16 protein-coding genes are annotated in these 18,104 nt (G+C 44.5%); 15 read left to right on the forward strand and 1 reads right to left on the reverse strand.

The window, feature by feature from the left end; genetic code table 11:
• Positions 1–95: 95 nt before the first annotated feature.
• The 4 genes from AC58UU_RS17445 (at position 96) to AC58UU_RS17460 (ending at position 5,850) form a co-directional block, all read left to right on the forward strand.
• Complete coding sequence (locus tag AC58UU_RS17445) at positions 96–1,859, forward strand: methyl-accepting chemotaxis protein (protein WP_497317675.1); 1,764 nt, start codon at positions 96–98, stop codon at positions 1,857–1,859.
• Between the two features lie 17 nt (positions 1,860–1,876).
• Positions 1,877–2,905 (forward strand): type I glyceraldehyde-3-phosphate dehydrogenase, encoded by a 1,029-nt coding sequence (locus AC58UU_RS17450; protein ID WP_497317842.1) that lies wholly within the window; start codon positions 1,877–1,879, stop codon positions 2,903–2,905.
• Positions 2,906–3,105: 200 nt separating this feature from the next.
• On the forward strand, positions 3,106–4,593 hold the full coding sequence (locus tag AC58UU_RS17455; RefSeq protein ID WP_497317677.1) for an SLC13 family permease: 1,488 nt from the start codon (positions 3,106–3,108) through the stop codon (positions 4,591–4,593).
• 18 nt (positions 4,594–4,611) lie between these two features.
• A complete protein-coding gene (locus AC58UU_RS17460) occupies positions 4,612–5,850 on the forward strand; it encodes a 2,3-bisphosphoglycerate-independent phosphoglycerate mutase (RefSeq protein WP_497317679.1) in 1,239 nt (412 codons plus the stop codon).
• Positions 5,851–5,921: 71 nt separating this feature from the next.
• Here the strand turns inward: AC58UU_RS17460 and pdxR are convergent, their stop codons facing one another.
• Positions 5,922–7,367: a MocR-like pyridoxine biosynthesis transcription factor PdxR gene (pdxR, locus tag AC58UU_RS17465; RefSeq protein WP_497317681.1), complete on the reverse strand. Its 1,446-nt coding sequence runs from the start codon at positions 7,365–7,367 to the stop codon at positions 5,922–5,924.
• Positions 7,368–7,610: 243 nt separating this feature from the next.
• On the opposite strand from pdxR, the gene AC58UU_RS17470 reads away from it, so the two are divergent.
• From AC58UU_RS17470 to AC58UU_RS17520, 11 genes are read left to right on the forward strand one after another with little or no spacing between them, the layout of a single operon-like run.
• The gene (locus AC58UU_RS17470; RefSeq protein WP_497317683.1) at positions 7,611–8,750 is read left to right on the forward strand and encodes an MSMEG_0568 family radical SAM protein; all 1,140 of its coding nucleotides are present in this window, start codon (positions 7,611–7,613) and stop codon (positions 8,748–8,750) included.
• A gap of 3 nt (positions 8,751–8,753) precedes the next feature.
• Positions 8,754–9,239: an MSMEG_0567/Sll0786 family nitrogen starvation N-acetyltransferase gene (locus AC58UU_RS17475; protein WP_497317685.1), complete on the forward strand. Its 486-nt coding sequence runs from the start codon at positions 8,754–8,756 to the stop codon at positions 9,237–9,239.
• Complete coding sequence (locus AC58UU_RS17480; protein ID WP_497317687.1) at positions 9,196–10,152, forward strand: amidohydrolase family protein; 957 nt, start codon at positions 9,196–9,198, stop codon at positions 10,150–10,152. Before AC58UU_RS17475 ends, AC58UU_RS17480 begins: the two co-directional genes overlap by 44 nt.
• 51 nt (positions 10,153–10,203) lie before the next feature.
• On the forward strand, positions 10,204–10,716 hold the full coding sequence (locus AC58UU_RS17485) for an MSMEG_0572/Sll0783 family nitrogen starvation response protein (protein WP_497317689.1): 513 nt from the start codon (positions 10,204–10,206) through the stop codon (positions 10,714–10,716).
• A 38-nt stretch (positions 10,717–10,754) separates the two neighbouring features.
• On the forward strand, positions 10,755–11,690 hold the full coding sequence (locus tag AC58UU_RS17490; RefSeq protein WP_497317691.1) for a methylenetetrahydrofolate reductase: 936 nt from the start codon (positions 10,755–10,757) through the stop codon (positions 11,688–11,690).
• Positions 11,691–11,717: 27 nt separating this feature from the next.
• Entirely contained in the window at positions 11,718–12,887 is a 1,170-nt protein-coding gene (locus tag AC58UU_RS17495; protein WP_497317693.1) for an MSMEG_0565 family glycosyltransferase, read from the forward strand.
• On the forward strand, positions 12,862–13,821 hold the full coding sequence (locus tag AC58UU_RS17500) for a sll0787 family AIR synthase-like protein (protein WP_497317695.1): 960 nt from the start codon (positions 12,862–12,864) through the stop codon (positions 13,819–13,821). The genes AC58UU_RS17495 and AC58UU_RS17500 overlap by 26 nt, the downstream gene beginning before the upstream one ends.
• Positions 13,790–15,400, forward strand: a complete 1,611-nt coding sequence (locus AC58UU_RS17505) for a nitrilase-related carbon-nitrogen hydrolase (protein ID WP_497317697.1) — start codon at positions 13,790–13,792, stop codon at positions 15,398–15,400. Before AC58UU_RS17500 ends, AC58UU_RS17505 begins: the two co-directional genes overlap by 32 nt.
• A 24-nt stretch (positions 15,401–15,424) precedes the next feature.
• On the forward strand, positions 15,425–15,961 hold the full coding sequence (locus AC58UU_RS17510; RefSeq protein ID WP_497317698.1) for an NADPH-dependent FMN reductase: 537 nt from the start codon (positions 15,425–15,427) through the stop codon (positions 15,959–15,961).
• 25 nt (positions 15,962–15,986) lie between these two features.
• The gene (locus tag AC58UU_RS17515; RefSeq protein WP_497317700.1) at positions 15,987–16,961 is read left to right on the forward strand and encodes a beta-ketoacyl-ACP synthase III; all 975 of its coding nucleotides are present in this window, start codon (positions 15,987–15,989) and stop codon (positions 16,959–16,961) included.
• A gap of 18 nt (positions 16,962–16,979) precedes the next feature.
• Entirely contained in the window at positions 16,980–18,020 is a 1,041-nt protein-coding gene (locus AC58UU_RS17520) for a mannose-1-phosphate guanylyltransferase (protein ID WP_497317702.1), read from the forward strand.
• Positions 18,021–18,104: the final 84 nt, after the last annotated feature.

Here is an 18,104-nt window from a genome sequence, read left to right on the forward strand (position 1 = left end):
GTGAATATAATGAAAGTGCAATCAGTTGAAATAAGGAGGATGTCAATTTTTTTAGACAGGAGGATTACAACGATAGATCTTGAGAGGAAAAAGCGATGTTTACTAATTGGAAATTAGCCACTAAATTGCTTGCTTTGTATGTCGTCAGTTTCATGGCTTTAACCTTGTCAACGGGATTGTCATTACGATCAATGGGGAATGTATCCAGTCATTTGATTCAGACCCTGTATATGGAAGGCTACCAAGTAAGCACACTTATTCTTCGTGCCGATAAGGATTTGTATCAACAATTGTTAAATCAAAGAACGATCGTTCAGTCTGAAATGTCGAAAGAGGAATACGAGATTCAAATTCAGCATTATAAAGACAATCTGATGAATATTCGTAATCGCATGCTGCAAGGCAAAGAAATATTTGAAAACAACCGTGCTAAATACGAGAACATCCTAACAGCAAACTCAAGGAAAAACGTTTTCGACAACTTGGATGATTTTTTTCAGCAGTTCGATGATTGGGAACATAGCACCACAAGTCTGGTGGAAAAGGTATACATGGTGCCAACCAAAGATCGTCAAGTGGTTTTGAATGAAATCGTAACGTACGATAACAAATTTGAATTGGCTAGGGATACGCTGAAAGAAATTCGGTACCTAATGGATTCGTTAGCTAAAGAAGAGGTTCAGAAAGCACATTTGTTAACCAAGGAAACTCTAATTACAGTTATCCTTATTGCAATGATATTATTCATTATAATTTTCATAATAGGTTGGTACGTAATTCGTTATATGGTTAAATCAATCCATCAAATTGTGCATGTTTCCGAACTAGTTTCTAAGGGGAAGTTAGCTGTCGAGCCTATCGAAGTAAAGAGTAAAGACGAATTTGGTAAGCTGGCTCAATCCGTCAATAGGATGACAGATAACCTTCGTCAACTGATTCTTAACGCAAGCGAGACGGCCGAAATGTTGGCTGCATCATCAGAACAGTTGCTAAGCGCTGTGGAGGAGGAAGAGTATGCCGCAGACAAGATCCGCGAGGGTTACAAAAGCGTTTCAGAAGGTACCGTAAGACAAAATAAAATGGTCAGTCACACATTTGAAGCTATTAAATACATCTCAGAGTATGTCGGGGTGGTAGAAAATAATAGTCAAATCGTGGCTCGTTCATCGGAAGAAGCTCTACTAGCTTCACAGGAAGGTCATGCCTCTGCGCAAAATATTGTGAATCAAATGAAAGATATTGATGACGCGGTAACCGAGACCTCATCTATAATCCTTCAACTGGGAGAAAGTTCAGAAAAGATTGGTCATATGATGTCTATCATTAGTGAGATTGCCAACCAAACAAAGCTGCTAGCGCTCAATGCTACCATAGAGGCTGCCAGGGCCGGCAATCATGGAAAAGGCTTTGCAGTTGTAGCAGAAGAAGTTAGAAAGTTAGCTGAGAGGTCGGCACAATCAACCCAAATCGTTGGTGAAGTCATCGTGGATATTCGTTATCATACTGGGCTTGCGGAGAAATCTATGAAAGTCGTAACCGAGAAAGCTAACTTGGGGCGTGTCAAATCCGATCAAGTCCAAATCGTATTAGAGATGATTCAAGCTAAAGCGACAGACGTATCGGAAAAGATGAAAATATTATTTGAAGGCTTGGAACATATTAAAAATGAAAGCGATAACATATTGATGGCGACGGAAGAGGTCAAAATCGTAGTTGAGGATAACACCCGCTCTAGCCTGGACAATCAATTGATGATTAATCAACAATCTGTAACGGTCAAGGAAATATCTGCTTCCGCCAAGTCGTTATCAGAAACTGCAGAAAGAGTGGATCAGTTATTGAGCAAATTTAAATACTAATATTCGTTTTGGAGATGATGTATTTGATCGATGGGGTTGGTATAAGCGGAACAGGGAGAATCGGGCGTTTATTAATTAGAAAAATATTCAAAGACAACACAAGTCATATTCCGTTAAAAGCAATTAACACGAATTATCCAGCCGAGACCATTGCACATTTATTGAAATATGACTCCGTGCACGGGACATGGGACGTCGACATTACCGCTGGGGAAAGTTATCTTATCATTAACGGTCGACGCGTGGAAGTCGTCTTTGAGAATGAACCAGAACGAATACCTTGGAAAAGTCTGGGAGTTGATGTGGTCATTGATGCGACGGGTAAGTTTAATGATCGGTATGGGGCACAAAAGCACCTTTCTGGAGGAGCCTCCACAGTCGTATTAACCGCTCCGGGGAATCAGGTAGACCAGACAATAGTCATGGGTGTAAATCAACAAAACTATGATCCATCGAAGCATTTTTTACTTTCAGCTGCATCCTGTACGACCAATTGTTTGGTGCCAATACTAAACATATTAGATCAGTCATTTTACGTGAACGATGTGTGGGTTACAACGATTCATTCCTATACGAATGATCAAAAACATCTGGATAATCCTCACCAAGACTTACGCCGAGCACGTGCATGTACACAATCTATTGTCCCAACCAGTACAGGGGTAGGTCAGGCTATTAAGGATATCATGCCTAGACTTGCGCCATTAGTCAATGGCTTATCCATAAGAGTTCCTACACCTAATGTATCGTTGCTAGATTTAACTATTCGTGTAGGAGGGCGGGTAACGCGAGATGAGGTGCGTGATTCACTGCTCAAAGCTGTTAATGGGGAATATAGCAGGTATGTAGATTTTGTTGAAGCTCCATTGGTTTCGATAGATTTTGTAGGTTGTGATAAATCGGCCATCATAGATGGGTTGTCTCTTGCTGTTCGGGATGATCAAATCAAACTCTTGGCATGGTACGACAATGAATGGGGATATGTTAGTAGAGTTTTGGATTTAATAAGTATGGTTCTTAACAAAAAGCGGGAAGTGTTTATTTAATTATGACGGATAACAAGGGGTCATCACTAGAATTAGGAGTAATTTTGTGCAAGTACTGCGGTAGTGAAATTGCAACTGTAGATACCGAAAAAGTCATCATTTATTACAGTGTATGTACAAACGAAACTTGTCTTAAACTAAGGGAAGAGTAAGCTTATGTTGAAAGCGATTACAACACACTACATTGAGGAGAATGAAAGATGACAAATGCCCTGACAACCGCCGAAAAGGATGGTAAGGAGCCGCCTCTCCAAAAGAAAAGTAAAGTGGAAGAAATCATGAAAAAGTGGGGAATTCCCCTTGCTGTTATAGTTGCACTACTTCTATTCTTTATGCCTACACCGGAAGGAATGAGCGTACAAGCTCAAAAATCAATTGCTATTTTTACGGGGTCGCTAATCCTATGGATAACCACACCCATTCCCATTTATTTAACATCCATCATTGCCATATTGCTGCTTCCTTTAGTTGGAGCTGTTAAAGATCAAGAAGTAGCATTCGGAACGTTAGGTTTTGACGTAATTTGGTTAATGGTTGCTGCATTTATCCTCACTTCAGCTATGATGAAGTCAAATTTGGGTAGAAGATTTGCGTTATGGATGGTCACTAGTTTTGGGAAAACACCCAAAAGGACGCTGCTCGTACTTATCATTATTAACTTTGTCCTTGCTTTTTTCGTACCTTCGACAACCGCAAGAGCTACGCTAATGGTGCCTATTTGCTTGATTTTGTTAGAAGTTTATAAAGCTATACCAGGTAAAAGCAACCTTGGAAAAGTCATGATGCTGCAAGGCGTTCAAGCCGACGCTATTGCTACATCTGGCGTTATGACTGCCACTTCGGGCAACATCATTGCCGTTGGTTTTATCAATGAACAAGCGGGTGGCCACATTGGTTATATCGATTGGTTGTTAGCTTCTATGCCTACGGCTATCATCACAATGCTTCTGACATTCTTCATTGGGTTTAAGCTCTTCTCATTAAAGGGCGAGTCCAATTTCCAAAATGCAATGGATACGCTGAAGGATGAACTGAAGAAATTAGGTTCCTTTTCACTAAATGAGAAGAAGGCCTTAGTTATCTTTGTTTGTACGGTTATTCTTTGGGCCACAGGTGATTATCAAAAAGGTTGGTTTGGTTTTGAAATCAGCACAGAACAGACTGCGGTTCTTGCTGCGCTCTTTTGCCTACTTCCTAGAGTAGGGGTTCTTACATGGAAAGAAGCAAACATTAAATGGGAACTCATGATATTCGCTGCTGGCGCTTATGCTGTTGGTAATGCGCTCGATAAATCGAAAGGTGCGGAATGGATTATCAAGAATGTAGTTAGCTTTTTGGGATTGGAGCATATGAGTCATGCCTTGGTTTACGTGGTGGTTGTGTTCCTAAGTATGTACAGTCATCTCATATTTACGAGTAAAACCGTACGTGTGACGATTTTAATCCCAGCATTTATTGCTTTGGCCAAATCATTGGGGATGGATCCAGTACCTCTTGCATTAGCTGCTGCTATGACGATGACATATACAATAACGCTTCCTCCTCATTCCAAGGTGAATACCATTTATTTTGGAACCGGTTATTTTTCCGTATTGGATCAAGTGAAGTATGCGATTGTTACTTGCTTTATTGGAGCTAGCGTTATCAGTTTATCAATATTCACCTGGTTTAAACTGCTGGGAATATAAACATATACGGAGGAAACCATGCTTAGAAGAAAAGTTATTTTGGCTATTGCTGACGGAATAGGGGACCGGCCCCATCCTATACTAGATCATAAAACACCATTGGAATACGCAAATACGCCAAATCTAGACCTACTGGCCTCAAAAGGTACGACAGGAATGATGGATTTAATTGCTTCCGGAATTCCGGTTGGCACGGATATGGGTCATCTGATTTTATTTGGCTATCAGCCACATCACTACCCAGGACGTGGACCAATTGAAGCTTTAGGAATTGGCATGGACATTAAGCAGGGGGATGTTGTCCTTCGCTGTAATTTTGCTACCGTAAATGATAAAGGGATCGTCGTTGATCGTCGTGCTGGCCGGATACGAGAAGGGGCAGATGAATTAGCGGCGGCTATTAACGGTATGGAGATCGATGGCATTGAAGTTTATTATAGAGCGGCTACCGAACATCGAGCTGTTCTGATTCTGCGGGGAGATGGTTTGAGTGATAAGATCAGCGATTCTGATCCCAAAGCTCCAAATGATGGAGTACCCTATCATGAGGTAGAGCCAATGGACAAATCTGAGGAATCCAAGAGAACAGCTGTCATTATAAATCTCTTCCTTAAGAAGGCACATGAAATATTAAGAAATCATCCAGTTAATGCCGAACGTCTTGAGCAGGGGAAGATGCCTGCAAATTTCATCCTGACAAGAGGCGCTGGGCAAATAGCAGATCTTGAACCCATTGTAGATCAGCTTCATATTAAGGGGAGCTGTATTGCTGGAGAAAGCACGGTATTAGGTGTTGCTCAATTAGCCGGTTTTAAGACGATCACGGATAGCAGTATGACAGGCAATATAGATACGAATATCGAATTGAAAGCCAGATTGGCAATTGAACAAATAGCTGAGAATGACATCGTATATGTGCATATGAAAGCACCAGATGTTAAAGGTCATGACAACTTACCGTTTGAAAAAGCAAAGGCTATCGAGCTGTTTGATCGGATGGTAGGGTTTATTTTAAACGAGTTACCTGATGATACCTATCTCGCCTTAGCCGCCGATCATTCTACACCTTGCGAAGTCGGTGAACACACGGGTGATCCGGTTCCAATTCTCATTTACGGGCCAAGTATCCGTAGAGATCGAACCATGGCGTACAATGAATTGGATTGTGCTTATGGGGGATTAGGGCATTTATCTGGAAACGATTTTGTTAGAACCTTACACGGGTTAATGGGAATTGTGAAAAAACAGGGTAACTAGATATTAGCGATCTATGGCTAAGGACCAAGAAGCCCAGAAAACGTCTTTACGGTTTCTGGGCTTCTCGGTTCTTACTTATCTATAAAAAACTTGATGACTTCAGCAAATCTCCGAATTCCTTCCTCGATTAAGTGATCATCAACACGACTGTAGGTAAACCTCATGTACCTAGTGCTAGTTCCGAGTGTGCTGCCTGGAGCGAATACAACCCCGTTCTGGACGCACTCTTTAAACAAATGTTGCTCGTTCAACTCCTCCTTCAATTTGCACCAGAGATGTATCCCTCCGCTTGGAATTCCGAACTCAATGCTGTCTTTAAATGCTGTTTGAAAAGCCTGCATAGTCAAATCTCGTTTCCTTTTCAAGCCCATTCGCAAATGTTGGACGTGATTTTCGAATCCTTCGGAGGTAAGCAGTTGGGCGGCTATCCATTGCGGATAATTCGGGTGGCCAAAATCAATCTGCTGTTTAGCATCAGTCAATCGTTGAATCACGGCTTGGGGTCCTACAATCCAGCCGATTCGCAGTCCTGAGGAGATAATTTTGGACAATGAACTGATATAGAGAACAGACCCGTCTTGATCCATGGATTTTAGCGAGCTTATGGGCTCATTGTCATACCCAGTTACACTATAGGGATCATCTTCAACAATTGGAATTCCGTATTGGGTGGAAATTTCCAACACTTTTTTCCGTCTTTCATAAGACATCGTAGTCCCTGTTGGATTCTGGAAAATGGGATTTAGGAAGACCATCTTAATTCTGTGTTTTTTGTATAAAGAAACAATTTGCTCGGGATCTATTCCTTCTTGTTCGGTCGGCAGCAGAAATGTTTTAAGACCAGCAGATTGGAAAATAGGCAGAGAATAGGCATATGAAGGGTCTTCTATAGCAACAGAATCTCCTGGCTTTAGAAGACACTGGATAATCAAGTGCAGAGCTTGTTGGGCACCGGAGGTAATTAAAATGGAAGAGGCATTCGTTTCCACGTTTCTATAGGACTTGAGATGAGACGAGATCGCTTCCCGCAATTTAATATTGCCTTGCAAATGTTCATAGCCCAAAAATTCACTAATTTCCATGGATTTGTGAACCTCTTGCAGTAATCGAATCGGCAGTAAATCGGGGCTTAGCTCGCCAATGGCAAAGTTAATATAATGTTCGTTTGACTGGATAATCTTGTATATTTGCTGATTTAAAGGATTATTCGATTGAAATACCCCGCTTTTCACATACTCTTCCCAGTTTGGAATGCGTTTAAAGGAAGCTCCCGCTTTATTGTCGCTACTAACAACGGTGCCAATCCCCTTGACCCGTTTAACGAGTCCGATCGCGTGCAGTTCATCGTAAGAAGAAACGATCGTACTGCGGTTAACGTGAAGTTCTGCAGCCAAATGACGTTCAGAGGGTAAGGTGCTGCCAGAAGGGTATTCGCCGTTCATAATTCGGGATTCCATATAGTTCGAGATTTGCTTATAAACAGGAATTCCGTTTGATTTGTTTGGTAACCAACTCATCATACACCTCCAAACAACTCTTATATGTGTCATATTAACTCACATAATCGTATGTATCAATACTTTTCTGAAGGCTTAATTAGTGGATGGATGAGGAGGATAGCGGTGGATGGCAAAAAAACACGTGAGGTGGATGGGGTGATTGATCGATTATTTCGATATGATATGGCATATAACGTAACATGAATTGTTGAAAAATCTGAAAATGTAATGAAAAGTAACATTAACAAGAGGAGGGGTAGAATGAACCCTGCAAAGCAAATCAAAAGTGTTGATGACACGTCATCTTTCCAAGACGATGCAAGCTGGTTAGTAGATCTTCAGAATAAAGGTTTACGAACTTCCGGGTTAATTGAGGGAGGAAGACGCGGGGGAGCAGGTCCTTCTGATGATCGTGCATTTATATTGGGAGATCAAGCCGTTATGCTTCCAACTCTAAATGGTCCTGCTGAACATTCCCCTTATTCCTTAGTACAAACACAATCTGGACTATCCTTGCAGTATGAGGGTAGAACACTCATGTATGTGGATCCGATCGCGAGACCTCGCTTTTATGATCTCAAGACCAAAGAGGGTATCCCTTACAACCACATAGCGGTGCTGCACGGAGCCGATGTCTTGGCTAGCACGGTCATTCAAAGCTGTATTCGCTGGGCTCCAAGCGGGCGGTGTAAATTTTGTGCCATCGGGCAGTCGCTTGAAGCGGGAAATACAGTTGCTATGAAGACGCCCGAGCAGCTTGCAGAGGTCGTACAGGCTGCGGAAAAGCTAGATGGCATTAAACATATTACGTTAACGACAGGCACACCGAATGAGATCGATCGGGGTGCACTCTATCTAGCAGAATGCGTAAGAGCGATTCGCAAGGTCAGCAAGCTTCCGATACAAGTTCAATGTGAGCCCCCTACGGATGATAGCTTATACCGATTCCTTAAAGAAGCGGGAGCAGACACGATCGGGCTTCATGTGGAATCGTTCGATGAAGATGTGCGGCGCAAGATGATGCCCTCTAAATCAAGCATCACCTTAGACACCTATTACGCAGCATTCGAGAAGGCTGTAGCGGTATTTGGCCGCAATCAAGTAAGTACCTATGTCATCTTGGGTATGGGTGAGAGTATGGAGAAAACGTTAGAAGGATGCAAGCGTGCCGCCGAGCTTGGTGTTTACCCATTTGTCGTTCCTTTACGGCCGCTTCGTGGCACGATGCTGGAAGACTCGCCGCCACCGTCCAGCGAATACATGGAGACGATGTACCGGCATGTTGCCGATATTCTTGCAGATGAAAGCTTATCTTCGTCAGGCAGTAGTGCGGGGTGTGCAAAATGTGGAGCTTGCTCTGCGCTTCCTTCTTTCGAGAAGATGGCTCAAACGGGGAGTTGAGGAATGAAAAATTATGAGATTCGCATCGCTGAAACGGAATTAGAAACGCAAGCTTCCCTAGTGCTGCGCCGACAAGTGTTCGTTGAGGAGCAGCAGCTGTTTGAAGAGAGTGATGCGGATGAGAACGATTCTTCTTCGATCACAATCAATATTTGGAAGCAGGGAACAATCCTTGTAGGAACAGTAAGATGTTATCCGGATCGGAACACTCCCTCTTTATGGTGGGGGGGGAGGCTTGCGGTTCATGAACACTACCGGATTCGAGGAATCGGTGTTTACCTGATTGAGGCTGCAGTTCAGCAAATGAAGCAGCGGCAAGTCCCTTGTTTCAGGGCTCAGGTGCAGGAGCAGAATGTTCAATTATTTGAAAAATTAGGATGGACCAAAGTGGGGGCGCCAACGTTTGCTCAAGGACTTCCACATCAAATCATGGAGGCGAATTTACATGTGCATGATGCACGGAAACATAAACAAAGCAGCAGGATCTGATTCAGTGTCTGCATGCGGTCATGAGCCGGGTCTTGAACATGAGACCCCGCTAACAATGGGCTTTGGAAGACGTGTATTCAGCGTGCACAATCATGTTGGCGATTTGCCGCCTTGGCCTTTTTACGAATCTGAGGTGCCGATTTCTCCAGCTGAGCCGGGTCCGATGACGACCGAAGAATTAAATCATTTTATGAAATGCCGTGGCATCGAAAAGACGTTGATTATTCCTAACTATGGGATACCTGTTCAGTCACAGCCCTTTTCACACAATAAGAGAGTTGTTCAGCTGTGCCAAGAGGGAGCAGGGGAAATTGCTGGAGCGCTTTGGGTATCAGGCCTGCCCCAGAATAGGGATTTGACAGATGAAGCTCTCCAGCTCATTCATGAACCAGGGATTCGGGCACTTAAGATGAGTTATCTACTTGGTGGAACAGCAGATCCCCGTAAATGGGATGAGCCTACGCTTAGACAGCATGAGAAGATTTTCCAAGCCGCCATGGAGAAGGATATTTCTATTCACTTTCATACGAGTCCAGGCGGAGGGTCTGATATATTGGGGTTTTTCGAACTGATTAAGCGATGGGGCAAAGATATGAAAATCCACCTGGTACATATGGGCGGGGGAGTTAGCGGCCATATCCGGCTGCTCTCCCAGTGGAAGGACCTCATCGAAGGCGGCTATCAAGTTTATCTCGATACGAGCTGGGCGATTGGATTTGCCGTAAGGAATCTCCTCCAAGAAGTGGATAAGACCGGTATTGGCGCTGATCGCATTATGTTTGGTTGTGATGAACCATGGAGTGATTATGAAAGTGAATTTTGGAAAATCCAAGGCGCCCGGATATCGGACGAAATTAAAGAAAGAATTTTCTGGGGCAACGCACAAGAGCAATACTTTACGAAGTTGGCATAGGGGTTAACCTCTTAACCATATAAAAATTAAAAATTGGAAGGAAGATGAACAATGGCACAATTCACAGAACTTGAAATTCAATCAATGAACGAGATTCAACACCCGACTTTACCGAATGGCACCAAACTTTACGGAGGCACAAAGATATTCCCCGACTACAAAGCAAATCCAGGTGAAAAGTTTCTTGCTATTATCCATGGTATTGCACATGAATCATCTTTATCTTATGTAGCGATTCTGCAAGCGACCCGTGCTCAGCGCAAGGGCTATGAAACGGCTATTTATTTCTACGGCACTGGTGCCATTAATGCACTCGCAACAAGAGGGTTTCCAACAGTAGGTCAAGCTGCTTTCGGAGGGCAAATGAATATAAACGATGGTTTGGCAACTTTTATCAAAGAAGGCGGAAAAGTGTACGTATGTCGTTTCGGTCTTGGGCTCCATGGACTTCGTGAAGAAGATTTGATAGAAGGAACCATACCCGCACATCCTCTTGATCTTCAAGATTGTTTAATCGAATATTCACGTGCAGGCGCATTTATATTGAGCACATTCCAAATCTAATCGGTAGTCCTATATAAATAAAGAATAGGTGAGTGAATATGACTATTTATTTGGGTCACGGGTCGTCCATGCGACCCGATAATTTCTTGGTTACTGCGGAACTGATTCCGCCCCGCAATTGGAATCCTCGTCCGCTTGTTGAACAGGCGGTGCGCTATAGAGGATATGTAGATGCCGTCGATCTCAGCGATAACTTGCTCGCCATCGCGCGTTTATCCCCTGTAGTTGGAGCTTTCTTCGTTCGTCAGGTCGGTGTTGAGCCGATCGTACAGATTAACCTGAGGGATCGCAACCGAATGGGGATTCAAAGCGATTTGTTGGGGCTTGCAGCGCTAGGTGTTAAAAACATTACGATTCTTGGCGGTTACCCAGCTAAAGTGGGGACAGAACCCAACGCTAAAGAAGTATATGATCTGGAAACGATGGAGTTAGTACGATACGTCCGTAAAATGGTAGATGAAGGTAAGCTGTTCGACGGTACCCAAATGGAGGAAGCGCCAAAGTTTACAATTGGCACGGTTGAAAATATCGCCGGTAAGCCGATCAAAGAGCTGATCGACCGTCTTGAATCGAAGGTAGACAATGGCACTAACTTTGTTAGGACCCAGTTGGTGTTCGATATTGATTTGATCGAAGAATGGATGGCTGAAGCTCGCCGACGCGGACTTCACGAAAGAGCCTCGATAATGGCAAGTGTACTACCGTTGAGAAATGCTGATCATGTGAACACTGCGCTAAAAATACCGGGCATTGTCATACCCGAATCATTCCATGCCAGACTTGCAGCCTCCGAATCCAAGGATGAAGGAATCGCTATTGCAGCCGAGTTGATCACACAGCTTCGCCGTATTGAAGGCATTAAAGGCGTTCATATCCGACCGATCGGCGGCGCAGAGGACAGCGTTAATAATCTTGTGAAAGCTGCTGGACTTATGCCGATTGCACCTCTTTCTATCGGAGCTTTAGGCGCTTAAAGAGAAGAAGCCAAGGAGGGCTGCAAGATGAGAATTGCTCTCTATACCTATAATATAAAGCCGAGAGGCGGCGTTGTGCATACACTTGCTTTGGCTGAAGCGCTCAAAGAACAAGGTTGTTCTGTGACGGTATTCGCTCTAGGCGCGAATGGGGAGAGGCAGTTTTTCCGGCCTGTACGAACGGAAACAAAGGTGTTTCCGTTCGCCGTTCAGCAGCACGAAGCATTTGAAAGCAGAATTCTTCGGTACATTGACACATATGCGGATGGGTTGTCGCAAGAATCTTTAGAAGCATTCGACATTCATCACGTACAGGATTGCATAAGTGCAAATGCGCTGCATCGTCTGATGATGCAGGGGCGTATCCCGTTCTTTATTCGAACCGTTCATCATCTTGATGATTTCACGACGCCAGCGCTGATTGATTGTCAGAAAAAGTCTGTTATGCTGCCAGAGTCGCTTGTCACAGTCAGTGAAGCTTGGCAGCAAAGGCTACAGTTAGATTACGGTCGTCCATCATCGGTTATCCACAACGGCGTGGAGAGCCGCTTTTTTCAAAGTAAGCAGGATCAACAGGCCTTGAAAGTTAAATATGGACTTCAAAATAAAACGGTCTATCTCACGATTGGCGGAGTTGAACCTAGAAAAAATACAATCGGTACTCTATTGGCTTTTGAACGAGTAAAAGAAACGATTCCCGATGCTCATCTTTTGATTGTCGGTGGAACGACACTTTTTGATTATAAATATTACCTGGAACATTTTCATGACCTGCTTCGCATCATGCCACCTTCCATTCAGGAAGATGTTCAGATCATCGGATCTCCAGACAATGACACGGTTCAGGAACTTTATCGATTGGCGGATTGCTATGTACAACCCTCGAAGAAAGAGGGGTGGGGTCTCTCTCTGCTGGAAGCAATGGCTAGCAGGACTCCTGTCGTGGCTTCAACGATCGATGTGTTTCAAGAATTTATGCGAGATGGCTATAACGCGCTGCTTGCGGATCCTGAAGACATCCCAGCTATTGCTGAGAAGATGACTGAGGCAGTATCGGAGAAAGATCGTAACCGACTAATGACCATAAACGGTTATGAGACAGCTTCTCGATATACATGGGCGAAAGCCGCTGAAAGACATATTGAATTTTACGAGAGAAGGTTGGTGTCCCATGGGCGAATTACAGAATCTCGTTGAACGTATTGCTGTATCTAAGGGCTTTAGCCGCAAAAGAAACATTCAAGCCCCTCTCAAGCTGTTCACTTGGGATCCGGAGAAGATGTTGGATCCCATCGGTGATGATGCAGCCATATTAGTCACAAATGATGGGTATTTGCTCTTATCCTGCGATGGCATCATTCCGAAGCTTGTCCAAGATGAACCTCGCTGGGCTGGCTACTGTGCAGTTCTAGTCAGCGTAAGTGACATTTATGCGATGGGCGGTCGTCCATTGGCTGTTGTCAATATGCTCAGCGCTCCCGATGACGAGACAGCCTCGCTAATCGCAGAAGGGATGGCTGAAGGCTGCCGCAAGCTCGGAGTCCCCATGGTTGGCGGCCACTATTTACCTGAAGAATCAGAGGGTGTTGCAACTGCGATTATTGGCAAAGCAAGCCATTTATTAAGGGCAACACAGGGAAAAGCAGGACAGTCCTTACTCATCGCAATTGATCTGAATGGGAAGCCTGTCAAGCAGTATCTCCAGTGGGATTGTACCAGTAATAAGGAACCTCAGGAACTGCAGAGAAAGCTAGAGATTATGCCCGCTCTTGCAGAACGTGGGTTAGCGTCGGCTGCTAGAGACATTAGCAACGCTGGAATCGTAGGTACAATCGCAATGCTTGCTGAAAATACGGGGTGTGGGGCACGTATTCAGTTAGATCGAATCCCAAAACCAGAAGGAATTGATCTGGAGCGTTGGCTTAACATGTTTCCAGGTTACGGGTTTATTGTTGCAGCAGATCCGAGTATGACAGACGAGATCACATCACTTTTCGCAAAGGAAGGGATTACTGCTGCTGTTATTGGAGAGTTGACATCGGATACACGTGTTATCATTCAGCATGGTGCTGAAGAAGCTGATCTCATAGATTGGGCGAATGAAGCGATGGTGGTGGGACAGCATGGATAGTATGCTGGAAGAGTTGTCCAGTTTTATAGCTGCGGCGGTGCAGTTTAATCCGGTACTTGGAGATGTGGAAAATAACCGTAACCGCATGGTGAACATGCTTGAGGAAGCGGCTGAGCAAGGCGCTAAGCTAATCGTGTTTCCGGAAATGGCGAGCAGCGGTTATGTGTGGGAGGACAGAAAAGAAATATCCCCTTATGTGGAGACAATACCTGGTCCTACTACGGATGCTATACTCGCGGTAGTTAGTAAGTATCAATGCTATGTGATCATTGGCTTACCCGAGGTAGATTCGGGGACCGGAGCCTATTACAATTCAGCAGTATTAGTCGGACCGGAGGGTGTTGTAGGTTCCTACCGCAAGACGCATCTTTTTGCTGCAGATCCTAGGTGGGCTCGGGAAGGTAACGATGGTGTTCAGGTGTTTGAAACGGAAATTGGGCGAATCGCCCTTTTAATCTGTATGGATGCCATGTACTTCGAACCATCGCGGATAGCGGCTCTGCAGGGGGCGGATATCATCGCATTCCCGACCAACTGGGTAGGGGCTTCGAATAATCCGCCTAGTAAGACATGGTGCCTGCGCGCCAAGGAAAATGGTCTGTTCTGGATTGCGTCCAATCGATCAGACACGGAGAGAGGAGCACAGTTTACTGGGGGCAGCGCGATCATTGATTCGAACGGTGATGTCCAGCATTCCCTTTTATCCGGTGAAGGGATCGTCTACGGAGAAGTTAAACTGGATCGCCAGGTCAGACGGAAACTATTGGATTCACGAAGGCCCAAAGCTTATCAGGAACTACTGCTTCAGCCCTATTTGTGGAAAGAGGGGGAGACACGGTCGGTTTTTGAGCCCCTTCCATATGAGATTGTTGTATGTCCGCTGAACGAAACTAGATGGAACGATAGGCTGTTTCTCGAACTTCGATCGCTCCTAGCTCAAACGGAAGGACATTTATCCACAACAAATAGATTGTATGTGCTACCAGAATTGGAACTGCTGAATGATTCGGAGTCCTCTACAGATGAATTAGCGGATGTTGTCATTCAACTCCAGCAACTGGCAGCTATTTACGATGGGTACATCGCAGTCTCTCTTCAGAACTCTTTGAAAATAGAGTCATTCCTCATCGGGTCAGAGGGGATTGTAGGGTCCTACGAGCAGGTTCATGGGAATGCTTCGAGTTCGGAAAAGAGCATCAATATGGAGGGCTTTCGCACTTTCAAGCTTCCATTCGGCAGGGTGGGGATCTTGTCAGAAAAGGATGCGGAGCTTCCGGAATCATACAGGATTCTAGCTAAGCAAGGGGCGGATGTTATCGCAATAAGTGGAGCAGCCCGTACCTCAGAGGCCTTATGGATGAAAAGGATATGGGCATTCGAGAACGATGCCGTACTTGCCTATGCCAATTCCTTCTCACAATCGGGGAGCCTGTTGTTTTTGCATCGACAAATGAATTTGGAGAGTGGGCCAGAAGCTGCTCCGCTTCTGCAAAGATTTGATCCAGAAATGACGGCTGCTGCTCGGAGTAGAACTTTTTTGAGGCGCTCTAAAACACATCTGTATGACTTGCTGGTTTAACCATACCTTGAGGGGATGAGCAGAATGAAACTATTGGGTATTTCGGGTACGATTATTGGCGAAAAAACGGCTTCTGCCGTGAAACAAGTCGTTGAGCATGCCAAATTGTTAGACGATCGATTGGAGGTTGAGTTATTAGACTTAAAAGAATATAAGGTAGAGTTTTGCGATGGGCGGGAAGCTACCGCATACAACGAAGATACGCAGAAGGTCATACATGCTGTCCTATCTGCGGATTGCTTTATCATCGGCACTCCAATTTTTCAAGCTTCTCTCGCTGCGCCATTAAAAAATCTATTCGACCTCCTGCCTCCTACGGCCTTTCGCAACAAAGTGATAGGCTTCGTGGGCACAGGCGGAACCTATCAACATTTTCTCGTTATCGAAAATCAGCTGAAGCCAATTGCAGGTTACTTTCGTGCCTATACGGCACCGGATTATGTGTACGCAAACCGGGACCATTTTGATTCAAACAACCGAATTGTAGATTCATCCGTTGTGGAGCGCATAGAGGCGCTTGCCGCACAGGTGCTTCATATGTCCAAATCCTTGATATCTTAGCAAACAGCGAATGAGGTGAGCGGAAATGTACAGCGCAACGATCAATGGAGTAGGATCTTCATTACCTGAGAAACGGTTGACCAATGCTGACCTGGAAAAGATGGTAGCAGCATCTGACGAATGGGTAGTTAGTCGAACAGGGATTAAAGAAAGAAGAATCGCGGATCAATCAGAAGCGACCTCCGATTTTGCCTATCAAGCAGCTGTTGGTGCCTTGGAAGATGCGGGTCTCTCTCCTTCAGACATCGACATGATCCTTGTCGCAACAGAAACGCCGGATCATATTCTTCCACCTGTAGCATGCCAAATTCAGCATCGGTTAGGTTGTCGCAGTATCGGTGCCATGGATATTCATTCCACCTGTGTTGGATTTCTTTCTTCGCTTCAAATCGCAGAGCAGTACATCAAGTTGGGCACAAGTAGGAACATTTTAGTCATAGGTGCAGATACTTTATCTAAACTGACCGACTATACAGATCCTTTTACCAGCATATTGTTCGGTGACGGCGCAGGGGCGGTCATTGTTTCTAGAAGCGATGAGACCAATGGAGCAGGAATCCTCTCTACCTTACTGCATGCGGATGGAGGAGCTTTTGAAGCTTTGTTTGTTCCCGGGGGTGGGAGCCGTCATCCTGCCTCAGCTGAACATAAGGCGAAAATGGTTATGGACGGTTCGAAGGTGTTTAAGTTGGCTGTAAAATCGATGACTAGCGGTGCAGAAGAGATATTACAGAATAACGGCCTTAGTCCTGAAGACATTGATTGGGTCATCCCTCATCAAGCGAATGAACGGATTATTGATGCGGTTGCCCGTAATCTGGGCATGCCCGGACACAAGATTATTAAGACGATTCAATATTATGGAAATAGTTGTTCTGCGACAATACCGATATCATTCCATCAAGCCAAAATGGATGGACGGATTAAGTGCGGAGACTTGGTACTCATGGTTGCGTTCGGTGCTGGATTGGTGTGGGGTTCAGCGTTAGTCCGATTTTAGATGGGAGGGGAGTAAGTCATGGTTCACCTTATGCTCTGCGGCGGACTTGGCAGGAGATTGTGGCCTATATCGAATGAGGAATGTCCCAAATCGTTTCTCAAGTTCGGCAGTCAACCATCCATGTATCAACAAACGATCCAAAGAAATAGTCAACTCTGTGAGAAAGCTATTGTCGTTGCAAATGAACGTCACACGGCTTTAACGCTAAGTCAATCGGAAGAAATTCCGTGCGATCATCTACAGTTCTTATGGGAATCCAGAGCTCGTGGTACGGCTACAGCCATCGCGTTGACATGCTTCGGGCTTAAGCCTGAAGAAATCGTCCTCGTAACCCCCTCTGATCATTGGATTGAAGAGCAGGAAGAATATAATAAAGCTGTGCTGCGCGCTGTTGAAATGGCAAAAAAGAATGATATAACTGCAATCGCTGTAAAGCCAACCCGCCCCTATGAAGAATATGGCTACATACGAGCTGAGGGTGAGGATGTTATTTCCTTTTGTGAAAAACCGAAAACCCATCAAGCGGTGGATTTCTTGAAAGATAGCACCTATTTTTGGAACAGTGGCATTTACTGTTTTAAAGCCGGTATTCTGTTAGAGGAGCTTCGAACCCATGCTCCATCTATTTGGAAGAGCTGTAAAAGTGTTTATCAAAAGCAAATCAAGGTAGCTTCTAATCAATTCAGCTATCCCAGTATGGAAAACCTGATCGAAGAGAGTATCGACCGAGCCGTTATCCAACAGAGCAATCGCGTTAAAATGGTGCTGTTGGAAACGGGCTGGTCCGACTTAGGATCCTTTGAAGACCTTGCCGAGCTATATGAGCAATCTGCGGGATGGATTGCGGGAGAGTCGGAAATTCTTCAATTTCAATCAAGCAGCAATGTGGTTTTTTCGGAAAGCGTAACCGTTGCTTTGATTGATGTTGAAGATTTGATTATTATTGCTTCGAAAGATGGTATTTTAATATCCAAACGAGGATCCTCACACAAAGTGAAACCTATGTTGAAGCAGAATGCGAGGATAAAAGAAGGCACAGATTCATACAACAAGAATTAACCGGCTGCCCTTGCAGTCGGTTTTATATATATCAGTGAAACCGCCATCACATTTGCCGTTATCCTCATGGATATGGATTTATTG

It is taken from the genome of Paenibacillus sp. JT22N1, assembly GCF_059692155.1.

Excerpts from the sequence above, each read along its gene's own strand:
- AC58UU_RS17445 (WP_497317675.1), top strand. The coding sequence starts at position 96 with ATGTTTACTAATTGGAAATTAGCCACTAAATTGCTTGCTTTGTATGTC.
- AC58UU_RS17450 (WP_497317842.1), top strand. The coding sequence starts at position 1,877 with ATGTATTTGATCGATGGGGTTGGTATAAGCGGAACAGGGAGAATCGGG.
- AC58UU_RS17455 (WP_497317677.1), top strand. The coding sequence starts at position 3,106 with ATGACAAATGCCCTGACAACCGCCGAAAAGGATGGTAAGGAGCCGCCT.
- AC58UU_RS17460 (WP_497317679.1), top strand. The coding sequence starts at position 4,612 with ATGCTTAGAAGAAAAGTTATTTTGGCTATTGCTGACGGAATAGGGGAC.
- pdxR (WP_497317681.1), bottom strand. The coding sequence starts at position 7,367 with ATGAGTTGGTTACCAAACAAATCAAACGGAATTCCTGTTTATAAGCAA.
- AC58UU_RS17470 (WP_497317683.1), top strand. The coding sequence starts at position 7,611 with ATGAACCCTGCAAAGCAAATCAAAAGTGTTGATGACACGTCATCTTTC.
- AC58UU_RS17475 (WP_497317685.1), top strand. The coding sequence starts at position 8,754 with ATGAAAAATTATGAGATTCGCATCGCTGAAACGGAATTAGAAACGCAA.
- AC58UU_RS17480 (WP_497317687.1), top strand. The coding sequence starts at position 9,196 with ATGTGCATGATGCACGGAAACATAAACAAAGCAGCAGGATCTGATTCA.
- AC58UU_RS17485 (WP_497317689.1), top strand. The coding sequence starts at position 10,204 with ATGGCACAATTCACAGAACTTGAAATTCAATCAATGAACGAGATTCAA.
- AC58UU_RS17490 (WP_497317691.1), top strand. The coding sequence starts at position 10,755 with ATGACTATTTATTTGGGTCACGGGTCGTCCATGCGACCCGATAATTTC.
- AC58UU_RS17495 (WP_497317693.1), top strand. The coding sequence starts at position 11,718 with ATGAGAATTGCTCTCTATACCTATAATATAAAGCCGAGAGGCGGCGTT.
- AC58UU_RS17500 (WP_497317695.1), top strand. The coding sequence starts at position 12,862 with ATGGGCGAATTACAGAATCTCGTTGAACGTATTGCTGTATCTAAGGGC.
- AC58UU_RS17505 (WP_497317697.1), top strand. The coding sequence starts at position 13,790 with ATGAAGCGATGGTGGTGGGACAGCATGGATAGTATGCTGGAAGAGTTG.
- AC58UU_RS17510 (WP_497317698.1), top strand. The coding sequence starts at position 15,425 with ATGAAACTATTGGGTATTTCGGGTACGATTATTGGCGAAAAAACGGCT.
- AC58UU_RS17515 (WP_497317700.1), top strand. The coding sequence starts at position 15,987 with ATGTACAGCGCAACGATCAATGGAGTAGGATCTTCATTACCTGAGAAA.
- AC58UU_RS17520 (WP_497317702.1), top strand. The coding sequence starts at position 16,980 with ATGGTTCACCTTATGCTCTGCGGCGGACTTGGCAGGAGATTGTGGCCT.